This window comes from Sphingomonas parva (ex Maeng et al. 2020) (assembly GCF_004564275.1).
In the GTDB taxonomy this organism is placed as follows: domain Bacteria; phylum Pseudomonadota; class Alphaproteobacteria; order Sphingomonadales; family Sphingomonadaceae; genus Allosphingosinicella; species Allosphingosinicella parva.
In genome coordinates this window covers 1-26,107 of the sequence record NZ_SPDV01000058.1, presented here as the reverse complement: position 1 = coordinate 26,107, position 26,107 = coordinate 1, and the positions used below count along the sequence as shown (strand labels likewise).

Here is a 26,107-nt window from a genome sequence, read left to right as displayed (position 1 = left end):
TTCTCGAAATCCATCATCAGCCGCTGGCGGACGAGCGCGTCGATGCCGATCATTCCGGCGCCGCCGACGTCGTTCTCGCGCAGCGCCGGCAGATGCAGGTCGCGGATCGTGCTCGGCCCGAGCGTCAGCTCGGCGACGCGCACGCGATCGACGATCGCCCGGTCGGTCATGCTGTTGAGGATCACGGGGGTGCCGAGCGGGAGCTCGAGCTCGCGGGCGATGCGGACTCCGATCACCGAGGTATCGGCGCCGCTGTCGACCACGAACTGATAGGGTCCGCGGCCGTTGACCCGCACCTCGACGGTGAGGCGGGTCTCGACCTTGCGCGCCTCGATCTCGTCGCCCTCGACCGACAGGCTGTCGTCGATCTCCGCCGGCGGCAGCGGCGGCAGCGTCGAGCCGGTGGGCGGCGCCGGGCGCGGCCGGCCGATCCGCGGCGGAGCGCCGTTCACGCTGCCGGCGAGGACCGCCAGCAAGCACGCCAGGACGAACCGAGTGCGGACCATGCGCTTCCTCTCTCGCGTCGCTGCGAGGCTAATCCTTTCGGCGGCCACCCGCCACCACCCTTTGCGGCCTAGCGGCCGCAGATTTCCTTGCCGCCGGTGGTCGAGAGCCGCGTCCGCACCGCGGTCTGGATCGTGCCGATCGACACCGCCTGCGGTCCGCAGCGGCGCAGCTGGAAGCGCGCCTTGCGACGGCGGAAATCGAGCGAGACGCGGCGGAAGGTCTCGAGCAGGTCCGATCCGAGCAGCAAGGCGGGCCGATCGGCGAGATCGAAGACGTGGAACGGCGGCACGTCGGCGAAGGCGATCGGCACGTTCCTGAGGATCACGGAGCCGAGCCGGAGCTCGGCGATCTGGGCGACCTCGAGCTCGACCTCGGTGCCGGTGACGCCGGTGACGATGCCCTTCTCGACCCTGCCGCGCCGGTGGCGCATGAGCTTGTCGCGCAGCGCGAGATTACCGATCGAGATCTGGGTGCCGGTGTCGATCACCGCGTCGAGCGGCAGGCCGGCGGCGCTGACCTGGGTGAGGATCAGCTGGCCGCGGCGGAGGCGCCCGGTGACGACGATCTCGCCGGGGAGCGGAGTCCACGGCTTCTCGGCATCCTCGACCTGGATCAGCCTCTTCTCGAAATCCATCATCAGCCGCTGGCGGACGAGCGCGTCGATGCCGATCATTCCGGCGCCGCCGACGTCGTTCTCGCGCAGCGCCGGCAGATGCAGGTCGCGGATCGTGCTCGGCCCGAGCGTCAGCTCGGCGACGCGCACGCGATCGACGATCGCCCGGTCGGTCATGCTGTTGAGGATCACGGGGGTGCCGAGCGGGAGCTCGAGCTCGCGGGCGATGCGGACTCCGATCACCGAGGTATCGGCGCCGCTGTCGACCACGAACTGATAGGGTCCGCGGCCGTTGACCCGCACCTCGACGGTGAGGCGGGTCTCGACCTTGCGCGCCTCGATCTCGTCGCCCTCGACCGACAGGCTGTCGTCGATCTCCGCCGGCGGCAGCGGCGGCAGCGTCGAGCCGGTGGGCGGCGCCGGGCGCGGCCGGCCGATCCGCGGCGGAGCGCCGTTCACGCTGCCGGCGAGGACCGCCAGCAAGCACGCCAGGACGAACCGAGTGCGGACCATGCGCTTCCTCTCTCGCGTCGCTGCGAGGCTAATCCTTTCGGCGGCCACCCGCCACCACCCTTTGCGGCCTAGCGGCCGCAGATTTCCTTGCCGCCGGTGGTCGAGAGCCGCGTCCGCACCGCGGTCTGGATCGTGCCGATCGACACCGCCTGCGGTCCGCAGCGGCGCAGCTGGAAGCGCGCCTTGCGACGGCGGAAATCGAGCGAGACGCGGCGGAAGGTCTCGAGCAGGTCCGATCCGAGCAGCAAGGCGGGCCGATCGGCGAGATCGAAGACGTGGAACGGCGGCACGTCGGCGAAGGCGATCGGCACGTTCCTGAGGATCACGGAGCCGAGCCGGAGCTCGGCGATCTGGGCGACCTCGAGCTCGACCTCGGTGCCGGTGACGCCGGTGACGATGCCCTTCTCGACCCTGCCGCGCCGGTGGCGCATGAGCTTGTCGCGCAGCGCGAGATTACCGATCGAGATCTGGGTGCCGGTGTCGATCACCGCGTCGAGCGGCAGGCCGGCGGCGCTGACCTGGGTGAGGATCAGCTGGCCGCGGCGGAGGCGCCCGGTGACGACGATCTCGCCGGGGAGCGGAGTCCACGGCTTCTCGGCATCCTCGACCTGGATCAGCCTCTTCTCGAAATCCATCATCAGCCGCTGGCGGACCAGGGCATCGATGCCGATCATGCCGGCGCCGCCGAGATCGCTCTCGCGCAGCGCGGGGAGCGCGAGGTCGCGTATCGTGCTCGGCCCGAGGGTGAGCGCGTCGACCCGCACGCGATCGACGACGTTGCGATCGGTCATGTTGTTGAGGATGACGGGGCCGGCGAGCGGCAGCTCGAGATCGCGGGCGATGCGCAGGCCGACGACCGACGTGTCGGCGCCGCTGTCGACGACGAACTGATAAGGCCCGCGGCCGTTGACCCGGACCTCGACGGTCAGCCGCGTCTCGACCTTGCGGGCGTCGATCTCGTCGCCGCCGATGTCGAGCGCGTCGTCGATCTCGGCCGGCGGCAGCGGCGGCATGTTCGAGCCGGTCGGCGGCGCCGGCCGCGGCGGCGCGATCCGCGGCGGCTCGGCGGTGACCGAGGGGCCCGCAGCGAGGAGGGAGCCCGCCAGCGTCCATGCGAGAAGACGAATGTGGCGGATCATGCGCTTTCCCTGGTCGAACGCCGTGAGGCTATGCCTCCGGGCATCCGCATGCCATGGTTTATCGACAAAATGGCGGGACGGCCGGACCAAGGCGAAGCCGCCGCGGTCGCAACGCCGGCAGGCTAGGCGGCGAAAAGGAGGCGCTGAGTCAGCCTCGGCCTGCGGAAGCGTTCGTCGCTCCTGATCCATTCCCCGGCGATCTCACCGGAATGCGGCACGCACCCCGGATAGATGGCGAGCCGATTGAAGCGCGGCTCGATCCGGCCGAGCAGCGCGTAGCCGCTACCGGCGGTGGTGAAATAGCCTGGCCCGCCCCGATCATCGCCCAGCCTTTCGAAGAACAGGGTCCCGCCGCGTTCCTCACGGTTGAGATAGACCAGGCCGAAGGCCGGAACGGGGTCGACATGGGGGATCCGCTGCTCGGGCGTCAGCGCGTCGGGATGGACGTCGACGATCGCGAAATCGGAGAAGACCTCGCGAAAGCCGACCACCGGCCTGCCGTCCGCCATCAGAGGGAAGACGCCGAGCAGCGCCGTATCGGCGAGACCCCGAGCCCAACGCAGCATCCTGTCTCGCGAAGGATTGGGATCCGGGATGGACGCCAGCCTGCCCGGATAATGGGTGGCGGCGGGGCTGAACTCCAGCGAGAGCGCGGCGGCGCGGACCGCATCGGGATCGGCGTAGACGCCGTCGACGAGAATCACCGGCACCCTGCCGCCGAGCCATTCGCAGCGGATGACGGGGTGCGGCGCGAGCGCGAAGAGATCGTCGTTCAGGGGCACGCGCGCATCGTGCAGGCGCGGGGCGGCGCGGGCAATGGTCCTGCGGCCCTTCCCCACAAGGGGGCGGGATGGGTTCGCCGACGGGGATCGACGACCCTCGGGGACGGCGGGACGGAGAATTGCGCCGCGCGCCCCTATCCCGGCTGGTGTGCAGTGGGGCGGCCGACGCCTTTCCCGGCGCTGCCGCCGGATCCCCCTGCCCCCTCGGCGCTACGCTTCGCCGCCGCCCTCGGCTGCCTCCGCAGAGTCCGCGCCCGGCCCGCGCCATTCGGTCGGCGACATGCCGAAGTTCGCCGAGGCCGCGCCCGAGGCGCCGGCGGAGCAGGCCGCGTCCGGCTGACGCCGGCGCCGGGCCAAGCAAGCGAGCAAGAGCGGACAAGCGGAGAAAGGCGGCGCCGCTTGCCGCCCTCGCCGCCCTGTGACAGCCTGATCCGACACCAAGGAGGGAATGCGCATGGGCAGCGACTTCGATCCGGACGGCGCGCGGCTGCCGATCAAGCTCGATTCCACCTCCAACGGCGAGTTCGCGCCGATCCCTCTCGATCCGACGCTGCGCCGGGCCAATGCGCTCGCTTCGGACGCCGCGGGGACGATGGCGCGGCGGCTGGGCCTCGGCCGGCGCGACTTCCTGGTCTCCTCCTGCGGCGCCGCCTCGACGCTCCTCGCCTTCAACGCCGCCCATGCCGCGGCGGGACGCAGCGGCGGCTTCTTCGAGCTTCCGGCCGAGGCGGCGGCCGAGCCGGCGGCGGCCGAGGCGGCACTCGGCAAGGACGAATGGATCTTCGACGTCCAGGGGCATTTCGTGAACCCGACCGGCGCCTGGCTGAAGGACGTGCCGGCCGGCGCCAAACCGCTGCAGATGGAGAAGACCCGGTGCGGCCTCTCCGGCTTCAGCGGCGAGCGTTCCTATCTGCAATGCATCGGGCCGTCCGAGTTCGTGAAGGACGTCTTCCTCGATTCGGACACCGACATCATGGTGCTCTCCTTCGTCCCCTCGACCCGCGACGGCGAGCCGCTGACCATCGAGGAAGCGGCGGCGACGCGCGAGATCGTCGACCGGATGGAAGGCTCCAAGCGGCTGATGCTGCACGGCCGGGTGAACCCCAACCAGCCAGGCGACCTGGAAGACATGGAGCGGCTGAAGGGCTTCGGCGTCAGCGCGTTCAAGACCTATACGCAGTGGGGGCCGAGCGGCACCGGCTTCTGGATGACCGACGACGTCGGCATCGCCTTCGTCGAGAAGGCGCGCGCGCTCGGCGTGCGCAACATCGCAATCCACAAGGGCCTCCCCTTCGGGCCCAGGAGCTACGAGCATTCGACCTGCCGCGACATCGGGCCGATCGCCCGCCGCTTCCCCGACATGAACTTCCTGATCTACCATTCGGGCTATGTCGCGGGGAAGGACGAGGGGCCCTACGATCCGAAGCGGAGCGACGGCGTCGATGCGCTGATCACCTCGCTCCGCGAAGCCGGGGTGAAGCCCAACAGCAACGTCTATGCCGAGCTCGGCTCGACCTGGCGCTTCGCCTCGATGCGCGACCCGACCAGCGCCGCGCATCTCCTCGGCAAGCTGTTCAAGCATGTCGGCGAGGACAATGTGCTCTGGGGCACCGACTCGATCTGGTACGGATCGCCGCAGGACCAGATCCAGGCCTTCCGCACCTTCCAGATCGCCGAGGCGCTGCGCGACGCGCACGATTATCCGCGGATCACGCCGGAGCTGCGGCGCAAGGTGTTCGGCCTCAACGCCGCCAGGCCCTACGGCCTCGACGTGGCGGCGCTGAAGCGCACGGCCGCAGCCGACACGGTGGCGCGCGACCGCGAGACTTACCGCGAGCGCCCGAACCCGAGCTTCGCCACCTACGGCCCGCGCACGCGGCGCGAGTTCGCCAATTTCGCGCGGTGGAGCGGCGGCGAGCCCTGACGCCGCCGCGCGGCCCTGGCGCCTGCGCCCTTGGGCCTGTGCGATCGGGTCAGGCGTGCGGCGGCGTTCCCGCAGGGTCGGGCTCGCCGGCGCGGATCGGCGCGCCGATGTCCGGCCCCGGCGCCGCGCCGAGCATCTGCTCGAGCCGGGCGATGTCCCGGCGCTGATCCTCGGCCGTGGCCTTGGCGAACGCCCGCACTTTCGGATCCGTCCCTTCGGCGGCGACGATCTCGGCCATGGCCACGCCGCCGCGATGATGCTCGATCATCTTCCTGATCCAGGTCTCGGACGGATTGGCGCCGCCGGCCGAACGCATCGCCTCGTGCATCTGCATCGCGGGCCCCTGAAAGGCGGCCGCGGCCTCGGGCGCCGGCTTGCCGTCTTTGGCCAGCGACCGGAGCGTCTCGATCTCGCGTTGCTGCCTGGCGATCGTCTGCTCCGCCAGGGCGCGCACGTCGGGGGTCGGATCCTGGCCAAGCACGAGCTTGGCCAGCGCGATGCCGCCGCGATGGTGGACGATCATCTTCTTCACGAACGTTTCGGAGAGATCGATCCCGACCGCCGCCGCCATCGCCGCCTTCGACCTGTCCAGCAGCGGCGCGTACGGATTGGTCGGATCGTAAGGCACCGGGGCCATCGCCTGAAGGTTCGCGACCACGCCGTTTCCGGGATCGCCGGCCTCGGACTCGCTGCTGCCGCAGCCGGCCAGACCGGCGAGGCCGGCGGCCAGCATCCAGTGGCGCGCGGTGATGCGCATGCCTTGCTCCTCCTCGTTCAACCCCATCGCCGAAACGATGCGTGCGGCCGAAGGGATCCTGGAGGCGCTGCGGCCGGCGCGGCGAGCCGCCGCCTGGCGCGCGACCGGCCGAGCCGCGCGTCCGCGCAATGCGGCATCGATCGCGGACGCCCTTCGTTGCCAGTGCAGACCTGACAACGACCAGGAGCACGACCATGTCGATCGCCAAGATGATCTCCCTTCACCCCGATGTCGGCGGGAAGTCCGACGAGACGCTCGCGCTGGCGGTGCGGCATGCCTTGTTCTGCTCGGCGATCTGCACCAGCTGCGCCGACGCCTGTGCGGCCGAGGAGCATGCCGCGCACATGAGGCAATGCATCCGCACCTGCCTCGACTGCGCGGACGTGTGCGCGGCAGTCGCACGGCTCGCCACCCGCCGAACGGGCAGCAACCAGATCGTGCTGCAGGAAGCGCTCCAAACGTGCATCACCGCCTGCGACATCTGCGCCGAGGACTGCATGCGGCACGACGCGGAGCATTGCCGGCTCTGCGCCGAGATGTGCCGCGAGACCGCGCAGGACTGCCGCGCGGCGATCGAGGCGATGTGACCCTCGTGCCGGTCCGCCGGCGCACCGACGGCGGGTATCAGGCGGCGGTGAGGATGAGCGGACCGCGCCGGGTGGCGACCAGGGTATGCTCATATTGGACGGTGGGCTGGTCGCGCGGGGGGCGCAGGGTCCAGCCGTCGTCCCGTTCCTCGACCCAATCGGCGCCGAGCGACAGGAACGGCTCGATGGTGAAGACCAGCCCCTCGGGGATACGGCGCCTGTCGCCGGCTTCGTACCAGGTGGGAATCTCGCCCGGCTCGTCGTGCAGCGAGCGACCGATGCCGTGGCTGGCGAGATTGCGGACCAGGCTGTAGCCGTTCTTGCGGGCGAAGCCGTCGATCGCCTTGCCGATCCCGTTGAGCCGCGCGCCCGGCTTGACCGCGCGGATGCCCGCCCACATCGCCTTGCGGCCGTCGCGGCAGAGCCGCTCGATCTCCGGCGTCACCGGCGGCACCGCGAAGCTCGCCCCGGTGTCGCCGAAGAAGCCGTCCAGTTCCGCCGAGACATCGATGTTGATCAGATCGCCGGGCTGGACCTTCCTGTCGTCGGGGATGCCGTGGGCGCAGTCGGGCCCGACCGAGATGCAGGTCGCGCCCGGAAAATCGTAGCTGAGCTCGGGCGCCGACCGCGCGCCCTCTCGCTCGAGCAGCGCGCGGCCGATCTCGTCGAGCTCCCTGGTGGTGATTCCGGGCTCGAGCGCCTCGCCCATCGCCGCCAAAGTGCGGGCGACCAGGCTCCCGACCCTGCGCAATTTCGCGAGCTGCTCGTCATTCTCGATGATCATGGACTCTCCTCGGCCAGCGCCCCTGCCGGGTCCGCGCCCTCGCCGCAACGGAAAGAAAGGGCGGCCGCAGCCGCCCTTCCCTCCTTTTCCGGCCGGCGATCAGCGGCGTGGGCGGCGGCTCGGGACCTGGATGCAATTGTCGGTGACCGTGCGCGAGCATCGCGGATAGTCGCGGGTCGCGGCCATTCCGCTCATCCCGGCGGAGGTGCTGCCGGTTGCGCTCCAGCCGCTGCTGCTCGTGCCCGTCGACCCGGTGCCGGTGCCCGTCGCCATCGTACCGGTGCCGGTCGACATCGTGCCGGTGCCCGTCGTCGTCGTCGTCATCGTGCCGTGGTTCATGCCCTGGTGGCCGGTCGTCGTCCCCTGGGTACCGATGCCGACGCCGGTCGAGGCGCTGGTCGTGCCGCCGTTCACCTGGGTCGAGACGGTCGCATTGGCGGTGCCGCCGGCCCTGGTGGCGCCGTCCGTGGTCGGATCGTGGTCGTTGGTGGTGGTGGCGGTGCCGCTCTGGCCGGTCGTCGCGCCGGCGGACGTGCCCGTCGTCTGCGCCAGCGCCGGAAGGGCCAGCAGCATGGCGCTGCCGATCAGCATGGGTTTCAGCATCTCGTCTCTCCTGGTGTTCTCGCCTCGAACACACGGCGGGGACTCATCCCGAGGCGTCCCGCCGAGAACGTCCCGCGAAATGCGCCCGTTCCTTTGTCCCGTCGTTGATGCCCCCGACCGACCTTGCTAGACGCGCCGCTCGCCAACAAAGGTTAGGAAGACGGCATGATCCCCCGCTATTCGCGGCCGCAGATGACCAGCATCTGGGCGCCGGAGACCCGGTTCCGCATCTGGTTCGAGATCGAGGCGCACGCCCTCGACGCCATGGCCGAGCTCGGGATCGTCCCCAGGGAGGCTGCCGAGAAGGTCTGGGAGAAAGGCGCGTTCGAGGTCGAGCGGATCGACGAGATCGAAGCCGAGGTGAAGCACGACGTCATCGCCTTCCTGACCAACGTCGCCGAGCACGTCGGGCCGGAGGCGCGCTTCCTCCACCAGGGCATGACGAGCTCCGACGTGCTGGACACCTGCCTCGCCGTCCAGCTCGCCCGCGCCTCCGACCTGCTGATCGAGGATCTGGACCGGCTGCTCGAGGTGCTGAAGCGCCGCGCCGAGGAGCACAAGCTCACCCCGACGATCGGTCGCAGCCACGGCATCCACGCCGAGCCGGTGACCTTCGGCCTGAAGCTCGCCTTCGCTTATGCCGAGTTCGATCGCTGCCGGGCGCGGCTGGTCGCGGCGCGCGAGGAGATCGCGACCTGCGCCATCTCCGGCGCGGTCGGCACCTTCGCCAACATCGATCCCCGCGTCGAAGCCTATGTCGCGGACAAGATGGGCCTGAGCATCGAGCCGATCTCCACCCAGGTGATCCCGCGCGACCGGCACGCGATGTTCTTCGCCACCCTGGGCGTGATCGCCTCGTCGATCGAGCGGCTCGCCACCGAGATCCGCCATCTGCAGCGCACCGAGGTGCTCGAGGCGGAGGAATATTTCTCGCCGGGCCAGAAGGGCTCGTCGGCGATGCCGCACAAGCGCAACCCGGTGCTGACCGAGAACCTCACCGGCCTCGCCCGCATGGTGCGCGGCTATGTGACGCCGGCGCTGGAGAACGTGGCGCTGTGGCACGAGCGGGACATCAGCCATTCGTCGGTCGAGCGCTACATCGGTCCCGACGCGACGGTGACGCTCGACTTCGCGCTCGCCCGCCTCACCGGCGTGATCGACAAGCTCGTCGTCTATCCCGAGCGGATGCAGAAGAACCTCGATCGGATGGGCGGCCTCGTCCATTCGCAGCGCGTGCTGCTCGCCCTCACCCAGGCGGGCGCCAGCCGCGAGGATTCGTACCGGCTGGTCCAGCGCAACGCGATGAAGGTGTGGGAATCGGACGGCGCCCTGTCGCTGCTCGAGCTGCTCAAGGCCGACCCCGAAGTCTCCGCGCTGCTGACGCCGGAGCAGATCGAGGAGCGCTTCGACCTCGGCTACCATCTGAAGCACGTCGACACCATTTTCGCGCGGGTGTTCGGCTGAAGAGCGGAGGGAGAATGACCATGGCCGATCTGTCCGACTTTCCGATCACGCGCCGCTGGCCGGCGCAGCATCCCGACCGCATCCAGCTCTATTCGCTGAACACGCCGAACGGGGTGAAGGCGTCGATCATGCTCGAGGAGACCGGCCTGCCGTACGAGCCGCATCTGATCGACATCGGCCAGAACGAGACCTGGACCGAGGACTACCTCTCGCTCAATCCGAACGGGAAGATTCCGGCGATCATCGATCCCGACGGGCCGGGCGGCAAGCCGCTGGGGCTGTTCGAATCGGGCGCCATCCTGCTCTACCTGGCCGAGAAGAGCGGGCAATACCTCTCCGCCGATCCGGCGCGGCGCTGGCAGACGATCCAGTGGGTCTTCTTCCAGATGGCGGCGATCGGGCCGATGTTCGGCCAGCTCGGCTTCTTCAACCGCTTCGCCGGCAAGGAGATCGAGGACAAGCGCCCGCTCCAGCGTTACGTCGCGGAATCGAAGCGGCTGCTCGGCGTGCTCGAGGGCCGGCTCGAAGGCCGCGACTGGATCATGGACGATTATTCGATCGCCGACATCGCGACGCTCGGCTGGGTGCGCAACCTCGTCACCTTCTACGAAGCGCGCGACCTGGTCGATTTCGACGCGCTGAAGAACGTCCCGGCCTGGCTCGAGCGCGGCCTCGCCCGGCCGGCGGTGCAGCGCGGGCTGGAGATACCGAAGCGTCCCTAATTCCTCCCCGCTTGCGGGGAGGGGGACCGCGACGCGAAGCGGCGTGGTGGAGGGGGTCTGGAGGCCCGTACTGTCGCTGTACGATAGGCCGCGTGGGTCTCTGAACCCCCTCCACCATGCTTCGCAATGCTCAGGCCGCCATGCCCCCGGCATGGCTTCGAACTGCCGGGGTCAGTTCGAACCTGAGCATCCCCCTCCCCGCTCGCGGGGAGGATCGATCAGCCCTCCCACAATCCCTTCAGCTTTCCGAAGAAGCTCTTGCTGGCCGGACATTCGTCGCCGGTCTCGGTCTTGCGGAATTCCTCGAGCAGCTCCTTCTGGCGGCTGCTGAGCTTGGTCGGGGTCTCGACCTCGACCTGGACGACCATGTCGCCATGGCCGCGCCCCGAGAGGATCGGCATGCCGGCGCCGCGGATGCGCAGCTGCTTGCCCGACTGGATGCCGGCCGGGATCTTCACCTCGTGCTTCGACCGGTCGAGGCCGGGAAGCTCGATCGTGCCGCCCAGCGCCGCCGTGGTGAAGCTCACCGGGCAGCGCGCGAAGAGCGTGGTGCCCTCGCGCTGGAAGACGGCGTGGCGGGCGAGATGGACGAAGATGTAGAGATCGCCGTTCGGGCCGCCGCGCACGCCCGCCTCCCCCTCGCCGGAGAGGCGAATGCGGGTGCCCTCGTCGACGCCGGCCGGGATCCGCACCTCGAGGCTGCGGCTCTTCTCGACCCGCCCTTCGCCGCGGCAGCGGTCGCAGGGATCGGCGATCACCTCGCCGACGCCGCGGCAGGTCGGGCAGGTGCGCTCGACCACGAAGAAGCCCTGCTGGGCGCGGACCTGGCCGCGGCCGTGGCACATGGTGCAGGTGCGGGCCTGGGTGCCGGCCTTGGCGCCGCGGCCCTCGCACGGCTCGCACTTCACCGTGGTGTCGATCCTGAGCTCGACCTGCTTGCCGTGATAGGAATCCTCGAGGCTGATCTCGAGATCGTAGCGCAGGTCCGATCCGCGCAGCACGTTGCCGCGGCGGTCGGACTGGCCGTTCATGAATTCGCCGAAGATGTTCTCGAAGATGTCGGAGAAGGAGCCGAAATCCTGCGCTCCGCCGCCGCCCGGGCCGCCGTTGCGGAAGGCGGCGTGGCCGAAGCGATCGTAGGCGGCCCGCTTCTGCGGATCCTTGAGGCAGTCATAGGCCTCGCTGATCGACTTGAAGCGCGCCTCGCTGTCCTTGCACCCCGGATTGCGATCGGGATGGCACTCCATCGCCAGCCGGCGATAAGCGGACTTGATCGTCTTGTCGTCCGCGGTCCGATCGACCTGCAGCAGCTCGTAATAATCGATCTCAGACATAACGCCCTCTCCCCTTCAGGAGAGAGGAGGACCGGAGGCGCCGCCCGAAGGCGGCCGGGCGGCCCGCATGACACGCGCCGCCCGGTTTGCCCGATACCCCTCCCGCCAGCTTTCCCGCCCGAAGGCGGGAAAGAGGGGTCGTTCCTCAGCCCTTGTTCTCGTCGTCGACCTCGGAGAATTCGGCATCGACGACTTCCTCGCCGCCGTCGGCCTGGGTGCTCGCCTGGTCGGCGCCGGCATCGGCCCCGCCTGCGGCGCCCGCCGCCTGCTCCTTCTCGTAGATCGCCTGGCCGAGCTTCATCGCCACCTGGGCGAGCGCCTGGCTCTTCTGCTCCATCTGATCGGCGTCGCCGCTGTCGATCGCAGCCCGGGTCTCGGCGACCGCGGCCTCGATCTCGGACTTGAGCGAGGCGTCGATCTTGTCGCCATGCTCACGCAGCTGCTGCTCGGTCGAGTGGACCAGGCTGTCCGCCTTGTTGCGGCTCTCGGCCGCGGCGCGACGCTTCTTGTCCTCCTCGGCGAAGCGCTCGGCTTCCTGAACCATCTTCTCGATGTCGCTGTCGTTGAGACCGCCCGAGGCCTGGATGCGGATCTGCTGCTCCTTGCCGGTGCCGCGATCGCGCGCCGAGACGTTGACGATGCCGTTGGCGTCGATGTCGAAGGTGACCTCGATCTGCGGCACGCCGCGCGGCGCCGGCGGGATGCCGACCAGATCGAACTGGCCGAGCAACTTGTTGTCCGCCGCCATCTCGCGCTCGCCCTGGAAGACGCGGATCGTCACCGCGTTCTGATTGTCCTCCGCGGTCGAATAGGTCTGGCTCTTCTTGGTCGGGATGGTCGTGTTGCGATCGATCATCCGGGTGAAGACGCCTCCCAGGGTCTCGATGCCGAGCGACAGCGGGGTGACGTCGAGCAGCAGCACGTCCTTGACGTCTCCCTGGAGCACGCCGGCCTGGATGGCGGCGCCCATTGCGACGACCTCGTCGGGGTTGACGCCGGTGTGCGGCTCCTTGCCGAAGAACTCCTTCACGACGTCACGGACGCGCGGCATGCGGGTCATGCCGCCGACCAGCACGACCTCGTCGATGTCGCCGGCCTTGACGCCGGCATCGGCGAGCGCCTTGCGGCACGGCTCGAGCGTGCGCTGGATCAGGTCGGCGACCAGACGCTCCAGATCGGCGCGGCTCAGCGACTTCACCAGATGCTTTGGGCCGTTCTGGTCGGCGGTGATGAAGGGCAGGTTGATCTCGGTGGTCTGGGCCGAGGAGAGCTCGATCTTGGCGCGCTCGGCGGCCTCCTTGAGACGCTGAAGCGCGAGGCGATCGGTGCGCAGGTCGATGCCTTCCTGCTTCTTGAACTCGTCGGCCAGCCAGTCGACGATCTTGGCGTCGAAATCCTCGCCGCCGAGGAAGGTGTCGCCGTTGGTCGACTTCACCTCGAACACGCCGTCACCGATCTCGAGAACCGAGACGTCGAACGTGCCGCCGCCGAGATCGTAGACCGCGATCGTCTTGCCGTCCTGCTTCTCGAGCCCGTAGGCGAGCGCAGCCGCGGTCGGCTCGTTGATGATGCGCAGCACCTCGAGGCCGGCGATCTGGCCGGCGTCCTTGGTCGCCTGGCGCTGGGCGTCGTTGAAGTAAGCGGGGACGGTGATCACCGCCTGGGTGACGGTCTCGCCGAGATAGGCCTCCGCGGTCTCCTTCATCTTCTGGAGCGTGAAGGCGGAGATCTGCGATGGGCTGTAGTCCTTGCCGCCGGCATTGACCCACGCGTCGCCGTTCGGGCCGCGGCTGATCTTGTACGGGACCAGCTCGGTGTCCTTCTTGGTGATCGGATCGTCGTAGCGGCGGCCGATCAGGCGCTTCACCGCGAAAATGGTGTTGTCGGGGTTGGTGACCGCCTGGCGCTTCGCCGGCTGGCCGATCAGTCGCTCCCCGTCCTTGGCGAACGCGACGATCGAAGGCGTGGTGCGGGCGCCTTCCGCATTTTCGACGACCTTCGGCTTGCCGCCTTCCATCACGGCAACGCAGCTGTTGGTGGTGCCGAGATCGATACCGATAACTTTTGCCATACAGAACCTCTTATGCCCCAATAGAAATCCGTCCCGCTGCGCCCCGTCAGGCACGCAACGAGTGTTTCGGGAGCGATATAGGAGGCGATTCAGAGGCGACAAGAACCGGCCGCTCGCCTAGTGCCGCCGGGATGATGAAGACGATGCCCCTCCGGCCCGTTCTGGGACTGATCGCCCTCGCGCTCGCCACCGGCTGCGAGCGCAAGCCCGCCGTGACCGCCGAAGACGTGGTGATCACCCTCCCCGCCATGCCGGGCGCCCCCGGCGCCGCCTATTTCCGGCTGGAGACGAATACCGTGCCCGAGCGGCTGACCGGGATCACCAGCCCGGCGGCGGAGCGGGTGGAGCTGCACGAGACGCGGATGAACGGCGCGATGGCGGGCATGGCGCCGCTCGACAGGCCCGCGTTCGACGCGGATCGCAGCCTGGCGTTCGTACCGGGCGGGCGGCACGCGATGCTGTTCGGCGTGAAGAGCGGCCTCAAGCCCGGCGACAGGGTGGCGATCAGCTTCGCGTTCGAGCAGGCGCAGCCGCTCACCGTCGAGGCCGAGGTGCGCGGGCCCGGCCAGGGCCACGCCGGCCACTGAGCCCCTCCCCTCACCCGGCAATTTCTACCCACTCGACTTCGGCCCCCAGCAGCTTAGTCTGAGCACGGGGGAAAGGGGGTAGAGCGATGACGAGTGGGCGAGTCGCGCGCGCGGTAACGGCCCTGCTGCTGATCGGCGCGGGCGCAATGCCGCTGCACGCCGCCGAGCCGATCCCGGCCGAGGCGAAGCTGGTGCCGGCGCCCGCGATCAGGACCGGCACGCTCGCCAACGGCATGCGCTATGCCGTCGTGCGCAACGGCACGCCCAGGGACGCGGTCTCGATCCGGTTGCTGCTCAAGGTCGGCAGCTTCGACGAAGGCGACGACGAGCGCGGCTTCGCCCATTTCATCGAGCATCTCGCCTTCCGCTCGACCCGGCACGCGCCGGGCGGCGTGCTCGACAACCGTTATGCGGCCCTCGGCGTGACGCTCGGCCAGGACCACAACGCCTTCACCACGCTGGATTCGACGATCTACCGGATCGACCTGCCGGGCAGCGCGCCGGACGGCGTGCAGCAGGTGCTCGAATGGCTCCGCGACGCGACCGACGGGATCGCCTTCACCCAGGAGGCGGTCGACGTCGAGCGGCGCGTGCTCGAAGCCGAGGCGCGCAGCCGCAACACGGCGCTGGCGCGGGTGCAGCGGGCGAGCAGCGAATTCATGGGGCCGACGCTGCGCGCCACCGCCCGCGATCCGATCGGCACGCCCGAGACGCTGGCCGCCGCCACGCCGGGCGCGCTGAAGGCCTTTCACGGGCGCTGGTATCGGCCGGACAAGGCGACGCTCGTCGTCTCCGGCGCAATCGATCCCGACGCGATCATCGTCGAGATCGAACGGCGCTTCGCAACCTGGGAGGCAATCGGCGCCGCCCCCGAGCGGGCCGCGCCGCCCAAGAGCCTGCCCGAGCGGGCCGCCGATTCCCTGGTCGTCGTCGAGCCGAACCTGCCCGCCACGCTCACCGCCTGCCGGCTGGCGCCGCTCGACGGCGACCGCACGCCGTCGCTCGAGCGCGTCCGCCGCGACCTGCTGGGCGGCGTCTGGACCAGGATCCTGAACGCGCGGCTGGCAAAGGTCTCGACGACGCCGGGCAGCGGCTTGCTGGGCAGCGGCGTGGTGACGCTGCGCGACGGGCCGGAAGCCCGGATGACCTGCCTGATCGCCCTCCCCGCCGAGGGCCGCTGGAAGGAGTCGCTGGCCGGCGCCCAGGCCGAGCTGCGCCGCTTCGCCAGCGAGAGCCCGACGGCGCAGGAGGTGGAGGAAGCGGTCGGCGCGGCGACGATCGACGCGCTCGGCGCCGCATACGAGGCCGACAGCAGTCCGTCCTCCACGCTCGCCGACCAGATCGTCGCGGCGGAGCTGACCGGCCGCGTCATCGAGACCAAGGACGAGACGATCGGAACGATGGGCCTGGCGGCGGCGGGCGTGGAACCGGCCGACGTCAAGGCCGCCTTCGCGCACGACTGGGCGGGCGCCGGCCCGTTCGTCACCGCCACGCTTCCGGCTGCGATCGACAAGGCGGAGCTGCTCGCCGCCTGGCAGGCGAACGAGCGCGCCAAGCCGCTCGACGCCTATGTCGAGCGCACCGCGCCGCGCTGGGACTATGATTTCGGACGCAAGGGCAAGGTGCGCAAGCGCACGGTCTTCGCCGACCCGGGCTTCGTGCGGCTGGAATATGAGAACGGCCTGGTGCTGAACTACAAGCACACCGATTTCAGCGCCGGCGCGGTCGAGGTGCGGCTGAGCCTCGGCCACGGCCTGACCGGCCTTCCACCCGAGATGCGCGCGCCGATGACCTTCGGCGCCGGGCTGGTGACGATCGGCGGGCTCGGCCGGATCGCAGCCGACGACATCGAGGCCTCGCTCGGCCTCACCAATTGGGAGTTCGATTTCGAGCCGGATACCCACAGCTGGATGATCACCGACCGCGCCTCGAGCGGGGTGGTCGACAAGCAGATGGAATTGCTCGCCGCCTTCGTCAGCGACCCCGGCTTCCGGCCGCTGATCGACGAGAAGGTGCCGACCGTGGTCGACATCGTCTACCGCATGGCGGGCACCGATCCGAGCGCCGTCGCCGGCCAGGCCTTCGAAGCCGCGGTCTTCCCGAGCCTGCGCAGCTATCCGGAGCCGGAGCAGCTGCTGCGCTGGCGCGCGGCCGATTATGCGCGGGTGCTGAAGCCGATCCTGACCGGCGCGCCGATCGAGCTCACCGTGGTCGGCGACATCAAGGAAAAGGCGCTGCGGCGGATCGTGGCAAAGACGCTCGGCGCCTTGCCGAAGCGCACCCGGCTGGCGCCGGTCGCCGGCCCCGGGCCCTTCTGGCGCTTTCCCGACGCGCCGCCGGCCCCGGTCAAGGCCGTCCACCAGGGCGGCACCGGGAAAGCGGCGGCGATGATGGTCTGGCCGCTGTTCGTCGCCTCGCCGGCGCGGCGCAGCGAGGAATATGCGCTGCAGCTGCTCGGCGCGGTGTTCCGCGACCGGCTGATCCAGCGCGCGCGGATGGAGCTGGGCATCGTCTATTCCCCCGCGGTGGTGATGAACAGTCCGGACGATGCCGACCAGGGCTATCTCTCGGCCCGGTTCGAATCGAAGCCCGAGGATCTCGACCGGCTGATCGCCGCCGCCCGCGCGATCGCCGCCGATCTGGTCGCCGGCAACATCAGCGAGAAGGAGCTGAGCGACGCGCGCGAGCCGATGCGGGCCGATGGCCGCGAGGCGCTGACCCGCAACGCCACCTGGGCCGACGCGCTGTCGGAATCGGCGCGGGGCACCGCCGGTATCGAGGAGCTGATGCGCTTCGATGCGCTGCTCGCCGCGGTGACGGTGGACGATCTGCGCCGCGCCGCCGCGACCTGGCTGGTGCGCCCGCCGATCGTCAGCACCGCGCTGGCCGAACCCGGCGGCGCCGCCGTCCCGATCAAGCCGGCGGTAACCGCCGCCGCGCGATGAGCCTTCAGCAGGGAAGGAACGACATGACGCACAACGACATCTTCCGGTCGTCGACCTGGGGCTGGCTGAGGGGCACGCTCGCCGGCTGGGCGACGCTGCTGCTCTGCCTGGTCGGCATCGGCCTGCTGATCGTGCTGGTGAAATGGATCGAGAACCTCGCCGCGACCTACGAGGTGGGCGAGGACCGGCTGATCATCCGCCGCGGCATCTTCATCAAGAGCATCGACGAGATCGAGCTCTACCGGGTGAAGGACATCCGGCTCGATTTCAGCCTGATCAACCAATGGGCGGGGATCGGCACGCTGACGGTGACGTCGAGCGACGAGACGACGCGCCAGGCGCCGCTCGTCATTCCGCACGTCGAGCATGCGGAAGGACGGCGCGAGGAATTGCGGCGGCTGGTCGACGCGGCCCGCCAGAAAAGGCGGGTCCGCGAGATCGACATGGCGCACGAGGATTATTGAGCGGTCGCCGCGGCCGGTTCCGGCCGCGGCTGGAAGGCTCAGGGCTTGCGGGCGACGCCGACCAGCGCCGGGCGGAGCAGGCGATCCTTGATCATGTAGCCGGCCTGCATCTCCTGGACGATCGTGCCCGGCTCCGCGTCGGAGGGAATCTCGACCATCGCCTGGTGCCGGTTCGGATCGAGCGGCTGGCCCATCGCCTCGACGCGGACGATGCCGTTCCGCTGGAAGACGTTGTCGAGCTCGCGCGAGGTCGCCTCGATGCCGGTGATCAGCGCCTTCATCCGCTCGTCGGCGCGGACCTCCTCCGGCACCGCGGCGAGGGCACGATCGAGATTGTCCTTCACCGACAGCATGTCGCGGGCGAAGCCGGACGAGGCGTAATTGGCGGCGTTGACCTTTTCCTGCTCCAGCCGCCGCCGCACGTTCTGCGTCTCGGCCTGCGCATAGAGGATGTTCTGGCGCGCCTCCTCGAGCTCCTTCAGCACCTCCGCGAGGCGATCGGGCTCGGCCGACGCCTCAACGGCTTCCGCTTCCTGGGTCTGTTCCTGCAGATCGTCCTGTTCGTTCATGCCATCAATCTCGATAGTGCCTGTGCTGTGAAATCCACCATGGGTACGACCCGCGCATAGTTCAACCGCGTCGGGCCGATAACCCCCACCACGCCGACGACCTTGCCGTCGCCGCCGCGATAGGGCGCGGCGATCACCGACGAGCCGGAAAGCGCGAACAATTTGTTCTCGGAGCCGATGAAGATCTTCATGCCCTGGCCGGCGCGGGCGCTGTCGAGAAGGCGGACGATCTCCTCCTTGTCCTCCAGCTCCTCGAGCAATTGCCGGACCCGCTCGAGATCGGCGGCGGCGCCCTGGTCGAGAAGGTTGGCCTGGCCGCGGACGATCAGCACCGGCCGCTTGGCGCCGTCCTCGGACCAGATGGCGAGGCCGCGATCGATCAGCTCGCGCGCCGCGCTGTCCAGCGCCGCCTTTCCCACCCGTATCTCCTCGCCGAGACGCGTCCGCGCCTGCTGCAGGGTGAGCCCGGAAAGGCGCGAGCTCACGTAATTGCCGACCTCGGCCAGCGCGGAGGCGGTAATCCCCGGCGGCAGATCGACCACGCGGTTCTCGACGCTGCCCTCGCTGCCGACCATCACCGCGAGCGCCTGATGCGGCGAGAGCTGGACGAAGCCCAATTGGCGAAGCACCGGCTCGCGCTTCGGCACCAGGACGATGCCGGCGCAGGCCGAGAGGCCGGAGAGCGCCGAAGTCGCCGCGGCGAGCGCATCCTCGATCGGGCCGCCGCCGCGCGCCAGCCGCGCCTCGATCGCCGCCCGCTCCTCTGCGCTCGGCTCGGCCGCCTGCATCATGCCGTCGACGAACAGGCGGAGCCCGGTCTCGGTGGGAACGCGGCCGGCGGAGGTGTGGGGATGGCTGAGCAGCCCCGCTTCCTCGAGATCCTGCATGACGTTGCGGATCGAGGCCGGCGACAGGTTGATGCCCGGGAGGCGCGAGATGGTGCGCGACGCGACCGGAGTCCCGGCGCCGAGATAATTCTCGACGACGAGGCGGAAGACCTCGCGGGCGCGCTCGCTGAGCTCGGTGACCGGCGTCGTCGACATGGGCTTCATGTAGTTCGCCGCACTGCCGCCGTCACCCCGCCGGTTCTGAGGCTCAGAGCCCCTCCCCCTCGACCCAATGGGCGTTGGAGAGGCGGCGGGCGACCGACCAGGTCTGGATGCGGATGTCGGGGACGGCGACGATCTCCCAGCAGCTGCCGCGGGTCATCGGCCCGAGGGCGAGCAGCCAGTCGTTCGGGTTGCCCTCGGCGTCGACGGTGCGGGCCTGGGCGTCGACGTCGATGCCGAGGCGCAGCGGATCCGGCCGGATCGTGCCCCGCTCGACCAGCGTCGCGAGCAACGGATCGGTGGCACGGAGGAGATCGCCCTGCGGGCCGGTGCAGTTGATGATGCGGTCGGCGCGGAGCGCTTCGGGCGTCGTGCTGCCGCGGCGGCGCCAGGAGACCTCGATCCGCCCGCCGTCGGGCGTGTAGGCGAACGGCCGGCCGCCGGCGATCTCGAGCCGGCTGTCGTCGACCATGCGCTGCAGGCGCGCCGCGACGTCCGGCGCGATGCGGTGGCGGTGGACGTCCCACCACGGCCGCGCGTGCCTGAGGAAGCGATCGCGCTGCGCGTCGCTCGCCGCGCGCCACATGTCCTGGGTCATCGGACGCAGCTCGTCGACGGCGGCGCGCCAGCCGATCGCGTCGGCGCGCCGGCGGATCTGGCGGACCAGCGAGGAGATCTCGCCCTGCGGCCGCTCGCCGAGCGGCACGTCGGGCAGGCGCGTCGGCGCGTGGACCTTGGGCGAGAGCCCGCGGCGCGAGACGGCGAGGATTCGGCCGCGGAATCCTTCAAGGTCGAGCCGCAAGGCGACGTCGACCATGGTGAGGCCGGTGCCGATGATCAGGATCGTCTCGTCGTCGCGCAGGTCCCGATAGGCGGCCTCGTCCCAGGGATCGCCGAAATAGCCGTGGGCGGCGAGGCTCGCCCCGTCGAGCCCCGGCGGATGGTGCGGCGGGAGGTTGCCGACGGCGAGGACGGCGACGTCGGCGCGCATGTCCCCGCCATCGGCCATGCGGATGCGGACATCGCCGTCATGAACGACGTCTTCGACGTCGCCATGGACGATCGTAAGCCGGCCGTTCGACCGGCGCTGCGCGGCGTCGAGCTGCTCGGACAGGTAATCGCCATAGGTCAGCCGCGGCACGAAGCTCTCTGCGGCATCGGCGACGCCGCGCGCGGTCAGCCAGCGGGCGAAATGGCCGGGATCGTCCGGGAAGGCGCTCATGTTGGCGGCGCGGACGTTGAGCAGATGGGTGGGGTGCGCGGCGCCGAAGGCGAGGCCCTTGCCGGCCTGGGCGCGGCGCTCGATCAGCGTCGCGCGCGGCCCCTGGTGGCGCAGCAGGTTGATCGCCTGGAGCGCGCCGGAGAAGCCGCAGCCGATGATGACGGCGTGCTCGGTCACGCGGGGGCGTCCGCGGCCAGGCCCCTCAAATCTCATATTCGAGTTGCCAGGCAGGATCCTGGAAGGCCGCCGGCTTGGCCGCGAAGGCGGGCTGGCGCGACTTCATCTGCTGGTAGAGGCGCTTGACGCGATCGCTGGCGGTGCGCGGGAAGAGCGCCGGGAAAAGGGCATGGACGAGGCAGGCGATGCCGCCGACCACCATCACCGCGCCGAAGCGCCCGGCGACCGCGGCATGCTCCCAATAGCTCTCACCCACGCTTCGCGGATGGGACAGGAACCACCGGTGCAACACGGACATGATCGTCTCTCCCTTCGACGCGGAACCGGGCGGCGGGCGCGCGGCGCCGCCGTGCCCTCCATGGCCGAGCAGCGCCGATTTTCCAAGCTTGGGATGACGCCGCGGCGGCAGGGCGCCGCCGGCTTCAGATGATCGGCTTGCCCCCGGTCACCGCGATCGTCGCGCCGGAGACGTAGCTCGCCTCGTCCGAGGCGAGCATGACATAGACCGGGGCGAGCTCGGCCGGCTGGCCCGGGCGCTCCATCGGCACCTGCTTGCCGAAATCGTCGACCTTCTCCTTGGGCATGGTCGAGGGGATGAGCGGCGTCCAGATCGGTCCGGGGGCGACGCAATTGGCGCGGATGCCGCGCTTGGCGAGCATCTGGGCGAGGCCGCCGGTGAAGTTCTGGATCGCTCCCTTGGTGGTGGCGTAGGCGAGCAGCTCGGGCGACGGATTGTCGGCCTGCACCGAGGTGGTGTTGATCACCGATCCGCCCTCGCCCATGTGCGCCACCGCCGCCTTGGTGATGTAGAACATGGCGTGGATGTTGGTGCGGAAAGTCACCTCCCACTCCTCGTCGGGAATGTCCTCGATCCAGTCGATCGTGTCCTGGTGCGCCGCATTGTTGACCAGCACGTCGATGCGGCCGAATTCCTCGGCCGCCCTGGCCACCAGCGCCCGGCAATGGGCCGCGTCCGAGATGTCGCCGGGGACGAGCACCGCCTTGCGGCCGGCCTCCTCGACCAGCCGGGCGGTCTCCGCCGCATCGTCATGCTCGTTGAGGTAGGAGATCAGCACGTCGGCGCCCTCGCGGGCAAAGGCGATGGCGACGGCGCGGCCGATGCCGCTGTCGGCGCCGGTGATCACCGCCTTCTTGCCGGCCAGCCGGCCGCTGCCCCGGTAGCTCTGCTCGCCATGATCGGGCCGAGTGTCCATCGCCTCGGTGGTGCCGGGGATCGGCTGCTGCGGCTCGTCGAACGGGGGCGTGGGATGGTCGGTCATCGCAGACGCTTTCCTTGGCTGGTGAAGCCGCGAACCGCCTGCAACCGCCGCGGTTCCCTGGCGGGTCGCGGTAAGAAAGTGCTCGAGGGGCGGCGGGGATGACGCCGCCCCTCGAGGCCGGAGCGACGCGCTAGAAGCTCAGCCGCGCTCCGAAGCGGAAGTAGCGTCCGATCGCCCCGGACTGATGCCAGGCCGGGTTGTAGCCGTAGATGCCGTAGGCGCCTCCGAGGTCGAGCGACGCCTTCTTGTCGAAGACGTTGAGCAGGTTCGCGTAGAGCGTCAGTCCGTCGCTCACCTTCACGCTGCCGCTCATGTCGACGGTGACGAAGCTCTTCTGGCGGCACATGAACGGGGTCGCGCCGTCGAGATAGGGCGGGACGGAGGCGCCGAGGCTGGCCAGGCAGTCCTCCGGATCTCCGCCGTAATCGACCGAGGCCTCGCTATAGCCGCTGGTGTAATAAGCGGTGGCCGAGAGCGTCGCGGGACCGAAGTCGAGCGTGTTCTGCCAGCTCCCCCGCCATTTCGGCGCCCCCGAGCAGGAGGTCACGTCGCACGGGCTGAGGGTGCCGTCATAACGCTGCACCTGACCCGCCACCGATTTGGAGAAGTTGATCAGATAGGAGGCTTCGAGCGTGCTGCGCAGGCGCATTCCGGAACCCAGAGGAATGCGCGCCTCGGCCGAGAAGTCGAGGCCCGAGGTCTTCTGCCAATCGGCATTCTGGTAGCTGTACTGGATGAAGCCGATCTGCGGCAGCGCGTTCGGGAAAGCCGGATCCGGCGCACCCGGCACCACGGTGATGCCCGGAATGTTCACGACGCCGTTGTTGCCGTAATAAGCGTCGATCACCTCGCTGTAATCCGCCCCCGTGATCAGATCCTTCACCTTGATGTTGAAATAGTCGAGGGTGAGGCTCATCCACGGCACCGGCTGGAGGATCAGGCCGGCGGTGAAGTTGCGCGACCGCTCCGGATCGAGATTGGGATTGCCGGTCGCCGTCAGGCCGTAGCTGTAGGCACCGGCGGCATAGCCGTTGTTGTTATGGGCGGCGAGGTAGGCGGCGCCGCCGTTGGTCGCGTTGGTGACCGTGTGCGCCACATAGCCGGTGGTCGGCAGGCCATAGGCCTCGTTGAAGCTCGGAATGCGGAAACCCTGCGAATAGGTCCCGCGCAGGGCGAGCTGCGGGATCGGGGTGAGCTTGGCCCCGATCTTGGGCGAGAAATTGCTCTGGCCGGACGAATAATGATCGTAGCGGCCGGAGAGATTGACCTCGAGCTGGTCGAGGATCGGCGCGTCCACTTCGAAATAGGCGGATTCGACGTAGCGGTGGCCCTTCGCGCCGACCGCGTTGATCCCGACGTAGCGCTGCAGCGGGTGATCGTTGTTCGGCGCGTTGCCGCTCGGGGCGTCGAGCGCCTCGTAGCGGATCGCCGCGCCCACCGCGACCTGGAGCGGGCCGCCGGGCAGTTCGAGGAAGCTGTGGGCGAGGCTGGCCTGCGCCTGATAGGTGTCCGAGGTCGAGGTGTTGCGGTTCTCCGGCATCAGATAATCGAGCGTCGCCTGGCTGTTGGCGAGCGGATCGAGAAAGTTGAACGAGCCGTCGGCGACCACGTCGAGCAGATGCTGCGCGAAGACGTAGCCGTTGCTGGTCCTGCGAAGATCGATGTGCGCGCCGACCAGATCGACATTGTAGCGCCAGTCGTCCCCGAAGCTGCCGGTGATCCCGGCGGCGGCACGATAGGTACGGGTGCGGACCTCGTTCTCATATTGCCAGGGCAAGCGGAAAGCGAGCCGCGCCACCTGCCCCTGCGCCGCAAACGGATTGTTGGGGTTGAGCCGGCGATCGGCGGCGGTCGCGCAATTGACCCGGGCGGCGCAGACATAGACCGGCAGCGCGAGGCTGTTCAGCGAGACCTGGGTGCCGCCGGCCGCGGTGCGGAAGCCGTTCGCCGACGTCCAATTGGCGTTGGACGAGGTTGCCCTGGTGTCGGTCTGGAAGAAGTTCGCCATGACATAGGCTTCGGCGTCGTCGCCGATCCTGGCCGTGCCGCGAAGCGAGAGGCCGAAGCGATCGATCTTCGGCAGGATCTGCAGATAATCGTGGACCAGGTCCTGCTGGCACTGGAGCGCGCTGGCATTGGCCCCGTTGTTGCCGGCGGTGTTGGTCAGCTGCGCGCCGCTGAGCGTGATCGCCTGCAGACTGCCGCAGCCGGCGGCAGGATTGAGGATCTGGTAGCGCGATCCGGCCACGGCAGTGGTGCTGCCGAGCAGCGGGTCCGCCCCGGCGGCCGGTGCGAGATAGGCGCGCACGAACGGGACGGTCGTCGAGCCCTGCCCGCGGAACGTGCCGTCGTGCTGGATGCCGTTGACGACGTTGTTGGCGAGGCAGGTCTCGGCGCCGGCGGCCGCAGTTCCCTCCCCGTTGGCCACGCCGCAGAAGCCGCTGAGATCGGCCGAGTTGAAAGGCGCATCCAGATCGCGCGCATAGAGCGCGTCATTATGCTGGTAGGTGCCGTTGACGTAGAAGTTGAAGCCCTGATCGGCGAGGTCGCCGTGGCCGAGCGTCACGTCGACGCGCTGCTCGCCGGCGTTGCCGCGCTGCGAGATGCCGGCGGAGGCATTGATGTGAAGGCCGGTGATCTCCTTCTTGGTGATCACGTTGACCACGCCGGCGACGGCATCGGCGCCGTAGGTCGAGGACGCGCCGTCGCGGAGCACCTCGATCCGGTCGACGATCGCTTCCGGAATGGTGTTGAGATCGACGAACGAGCGGCGGCCGTCGTCGGACAAGGGATAATTGGGGGCGCGCAGGCCGTCGAACACGGTGAGCGTGTAAGCGGAGCTGAGGCCGCGCAGCGAAACCGCAGTCGCGCCGAGCGCGAAATTGTTGCCGCCGCCGTTCCAGCCCTGCGGGATGGTGCCGGCGTTGTTCGCGGCGAGCGACTGGACGGCATCGGAGACCGTGTTGATGCCGCGCTGCTGCAGCGTCTCCGAGCTGAGCACGGTGACGGGGGACGGAGTCTCGGTGTTGGTGCGGCGGAAGAGCGATCCGGTGACGACGATCTCTTCCTGCGCAGCGGCCTCGCCGCCGCCCGTTGCCGACGCCAGATCGTCGGACGCGACGGGCTGCGCGTCGGCGGCGGCGAGCGCCGGCGTCTCCGTGGCCTCCTGCGCAAGGGCCGGATCCAGGGCCACGAGCGCCGCGACGCCGATCGCCAGCGGCCGCAGGGTGGACAGGGAGGTGGATCCACGCAGCAGCGTGGACGGATGGCGTTTTGCACTCGACATGATGTCCCCTTTCTTCGCTCTCTTTTCTCGAAGAGGCGGGCTCTCCCCGCCGCCGCCGAGCACGGCGCCGGCGGTGCGAGGCCCCGCAGGAAGACGGAATGCCTGACAGCATGGCCGCCGGTGCCCGTCCCCTTGCCAAAGGGTGTTCCCGAAATCGGGGACACAGACGAAAGGCGATGCTGCCAGGAAAGGAAGTCGCTCGACCGGTCTGCCAAACGGCCGGGGAGCGCGACGAAGCCGAAAGCGACCAGTCTACCAAAGCCCGGATCTGCGCGACGAAGGCCCATTTTGTGCATCCGCAGCGGCGAATGCGCGGTTCGTCCTACGCGTCGCTGCGCGGGGCTTGCTGTTGATACAGCAAGAATACAGGCGCGAGCGGTGTTGGCGCCGCCGACACGCGTCCCGAACTGCCGCGGGCACAAAAAAACCGCCGCGGCGTGTGCCTTGGCGGTTGTGTGTTGGTTGCGGGAGCAGGATTTGCCTCGAGACCTTCAGGTTATGAGCCTGACGAGACGAGGCTGCTCCATCGTGCCCGGCAGGGCTCCATTCGCCTGCCGCGGGCACAAAAAAACCGCCGCGGCTTGTGCCTTGGCGGTTGTGTGTTGGTTGCGGGAGCAGGATTTGAACCTGCGACCTTCAGGTTATGAGCCTGACGAGCTACCGGGCTGCTCCATCCCGCGCCAAGACACCTTCAGCCGCCGTCGCGTTGCGCTCGGGCGGCTGGAGGA

General features: G+C 69.4%; 22 protein-coding genes and 1 tRNA gene. 7 read left to right on the top strand and 16 right to left on the bottom strand.

Going from position 1 to position 26,107, the window contains the following annotated elements:
• From E2493_RS18965 to E2493_RS18950, 4 genes are all read right to left on the bottom strand, one after another.
• The coding region (locus E2493_RS18965) for a retropepsin-like aspartic protease (RefSeq protein ID WP_167737635.1) at window positions 1–506 on the bottom strand (506 nt) is incomplete at its 3' end.
• A gap of 68 nt (window positions 507–574) precedes the next feature.
• Window positions 575–1,633 carry a retroviral-like aspartic protease family protein gene (locus E2493_RS18960; RefSeq protein ID WP_135090034.1) on the bottom strand — a complete coding sequence of 353 codons (1,059 nt, stop codon included), beginning with the start codon at window positions 1,631–1,633 and terminating at the stop codon, window positions 575–577.
• 68 nt (window positions 1,634–1,701) lie between these two features.
• Window positions 1,702–2,772: a retroviral-like aspartic protease family protein gene (locus tag E2493_RS18955; RefSeq protein WP_167737634.1), complete on the bottom strand. Its 1,071-nt coding sequence runs from the start codon at window positions 2,770–2,772 to the stop codon at window positions 1,702–1,704.
• Between the two features lie 122 nt (window positions 2,773–2,894).
• A complete protein-coding gene (locus tag E2493_RS18950; protein ID WP_135090030.1) occupies window positions 2,895–3,554 on the bottom strand; it encodes a DUF6445 family protein in 660 nt (219 codons plus the stop codon).
• A 454-nt stretch (window positions 3,555–4,008) separates the two neighbouring features.
• On the opposite strand from E2493_RS18950, the gene E2493_RS18945 reads away from it, so the two are divergent.
• Window positions 4,009–5,478: an amidohydrolase family protein gene (locus E2493_RS18945; RefSeq protein ID WP_225421593.1), complete on the top strand. Its 1,470-nt coding sequence runs from the start codon at window positions 4,009–4,011 to the stop codon at window positions 5,476–5,478.
• A 49-nt stretch (window positions 5,479–5,527) separates the two neighbouring features.
• Here E2493_RS18945 and E2493_RS18940 read toward each other — a convergent pair whose 3' ends face one another.
• Window positions 5,528–6,235 (bottom strand): DUF305 domain-containing protein, encoded by a 708-nt coding sequence (locus E2493_RS18940; RefSeq protein ID WP_167737633.1) that lies wholly within the window; start codon window positions 6,233–6,235, stop codon window positions 5,528–5,530.
• Window positions 6,236–6,429: 194 nt separating this feature from the next.
• On the opposite strand from E2493_RS18940, the gene E2493_RS18935 reads away from it, so the two are divergent.
• Window positions 6,430–6,822 carry a four-helix bundle copper-binding protein gene (locus E2493_RS18935; protein ID WP_135090024.1) on the top strand — a complete coding sequence of 131 codons (393 nt, stop codon included), beginning with the start codon at window positions 6,430–6,432 and terminating at the stop codon, window positions 6,820–6,822.
• A 37-nt stretch (window positions 6,823–6,859) separates the two neighbouring features.
• On the opposite strand, the gene map is transcribed toward E2493_RS18935, so the two are convergent.
• Window positions 6,860–7,606 (bottom strand): type I methionyl aminopeptidase, encoded by a 747-nt coding sequence (gene map, locus E2493_RS18930; protein ID WP_135090022.1) that lies wholly within the window; start codon window positions 7,604–7,606, stop codon window positions 6,860–6,862.
• A gap of 99 nt (window positions 7,607–7,705) precedes the next feature.
• On the bottom strand, window positions 7,706–8,209 hold the full coding sequence (locus E2493_RS18925) for a hypothetical protein (protein WP_135090020.1): 504 nt from the start codon (window positions 8,207–8,209) through the stop codon (window positions 7,706–7,708).
• Between the two features lie 165 nt (window positions 8,210–8,374).
• Here E2493_RS18925 and purB point away from each other — a divergent pair, with 165 nt between their 5' ends.
• A complete protein-coding gene (gene purB / locus E2493_RS18920; RefSeq protein WP_135090018.1) occupies window positions 8,375–9,673 on the top strand; it encodes an adenylosuccinate lyase in 1,299 nt (432 codons plus the stop codon).
• Window positions 9,674–9,693: 20 nt separating this feature from the next.
• Window positions 9,694–10,395: a glutathione S-transferase N-terminal domain-containing protein gene (locus tag E2493_RS18915; RefSeq protein ID WP_135090016.1), complete on the top strand. Its 702-nt coding sequence runs from the start codon at window positions 9,694–9,696 to the stop codon at window positions 10,393–10,395.
• A gap of 218 nt (window positions 10,396–10,613) precedes the next feature.
• On the opposite strand, the gene dnaJ is transcribed toward E2493_RS18915, so the two are convergent.
• Window positions 10,614–11,729: a molecular chaperone DnaJ gene (gene dnaJ, locus E2493_RS18910; RefSeq protein WP_135090014.1), complete on the bottom strand. Its 1,116-nt coding sequence runs from the start codon at window positions 11,727–11,729 to the stop codon at window positions 10,614–10,616.
• Between the two features lie 145 nt (window positions 11,730–11,874).
• Window positions 11,875–13,800 carry a molecular chaperone DnaK gene (gene dnaK, locus E2493_RS18905; RefSeq protein ID WP_135090012.1) on the bottom strand — a complete coding sequence of 642 codons (1,926 nt, stop codon included), beginning with the start codon at window positions 13,798–13,800 and terminating at the stop codon, window positions 11,875–11,877.
• Between the two features lie 134 nt (window positions 13,801–13,934).
• Between dnaK and E2493_RS18900 the strand changes: the two genes are divergently transcribed.
• The 3 genes from E2493_RS18900 (at window position 13,935) to E2493_RS18890 (ending at window position 17,796) form a co-directional block, all read left to right on the top strand.
• Window positions 13,935–14,387 carry a copper chaperone PCu(A)C gene (locus E2493_RS18900; RefSeq protein WP_225421592.1) on the top strand — a complete coding sequence of 151 codons (453 nt, stop codon included), beginning with the start codon at window positions 13,935–13,937 and terminating at the stop codon, window positions 14,385–14,387.
• A gap of 86 nt (window positions 14,388–14,473) precedes the next feature.
• On the top strand, window positions 14,474–17,332 hold the full coding sequence (locus E2493_RS18895) for a M16 family metallopeptidase (protein ID WP_135090008.1): 2,859 nt from the start codon (window positions 14,474–14,476) through the stop codon (window positions 17,330–17,332).
• A 23-nt stretch (window positions 17,333–17,355) separates the two neighbouring features.
• Window positions 17,356–17,796, top strand: a complete 441-nt coding sequence (locus E2493_RS18890; RefSeq protein ID WP_135090006.1) for a PH domain-containing protein — start codon at window positions 17,356–17,358, stop codon at window positions 17,794–17,796.
• A 38-nt stretch (window positions 17,797–17,834) separates the two neighbouring features.
• On the opposite strand, the gene grpE is transcribed toward E2493_RS18890, so the two are convergent.
• The 7 genes from grpE to E2493_RS18855 all read right to left on the bottom strand — a co-directional run bounded on the left by grpE (window position 17,835) and on the right by E2493_RS18855 (window position 26,059).
• Window positions 17,835–18,365: a nucleotide exchange factor GrpE gene (grpE, locus tag E2493_RS18885; protein ID WP_135090004.1), complete on the bottom strand. Its 531-nt coding sequence runs from the start codon at window positions 18,363–18,365 to the stop codon at window positions 17,835–17,837.
• A complete protein-coding gene (gene hrcA, locus E2493_RS18880; RefSeq protein ID WP_135090038.1) occupies window positions 18,362–19,408 on the bottom strand; it encodes a heat-inducible transcriptional repressor HrcA in 1,047 nt (348 codons plus the stop codon). Before hrcA ends, grpE begins: the two co-directional genes overlap by 4 nt.
• A gap of 52 nt (window positions 19,409–19,460) precedes the next feature.
• Window positions 19,461–20,813 (bottom strand): FAD/NAD(P)-binding protein, encoded by a 1,353-nt coding sequence (locus tag E2493_RS18875; RefSeq protein ID WP_135090002.1) that lies wholly within the window; start codon window positions 20,811–20,813, stop codon window positions 19,461–19,463.
• A gap of 25 nt (window positions 20,814–20,838) precedes the next feature.
• Window positions 20,839–21,111, bottom strand: coding sequence for a DUF6356 family protein (locus E2493_RS18870; protein ID WP_318531714.1), 273 nt, complete (start codon window positions 21,109–21,111; stop codon window positions 20,839–20,841).
• A 124-nt stretch (window positions 21,112–21,235) separates the two neighbouring features.
• Window positions 21,236–22,093 carry an SDR family oxidoreductase gene (locus E2493_RS18865; protein WP_135090001.1) on the bottom strand — a complete coding sequence of 286 codons (858 nt, stop codon included), beginning with the start codon at window positions 22,091–22,093 and terminating at the stop codon, window positions 21,236–21,238.
• Window positions 22,094–22,223: 130 nt separating this feature from the next.
• Window positions 22,224–25,379, bottom strand: a complete 3,156-nt coding sequence (locus E2493_RS18860; protein ID WP_135089999.1) for a TonB-dependent receptor plug domain-containing protein — start codon at window positions 25,377–25,379, stop codon at window positions 22,224–22,226.
• 603 nt (window positions 25,380–25,982) lie between these two features.
• Window positions 25,983–26,059, bottom strand: a tRNA-Met gene (locus tag E2493_RS18855).
• Window positions 26,060–26,107 lie beyond the last annotated feature (48 nt).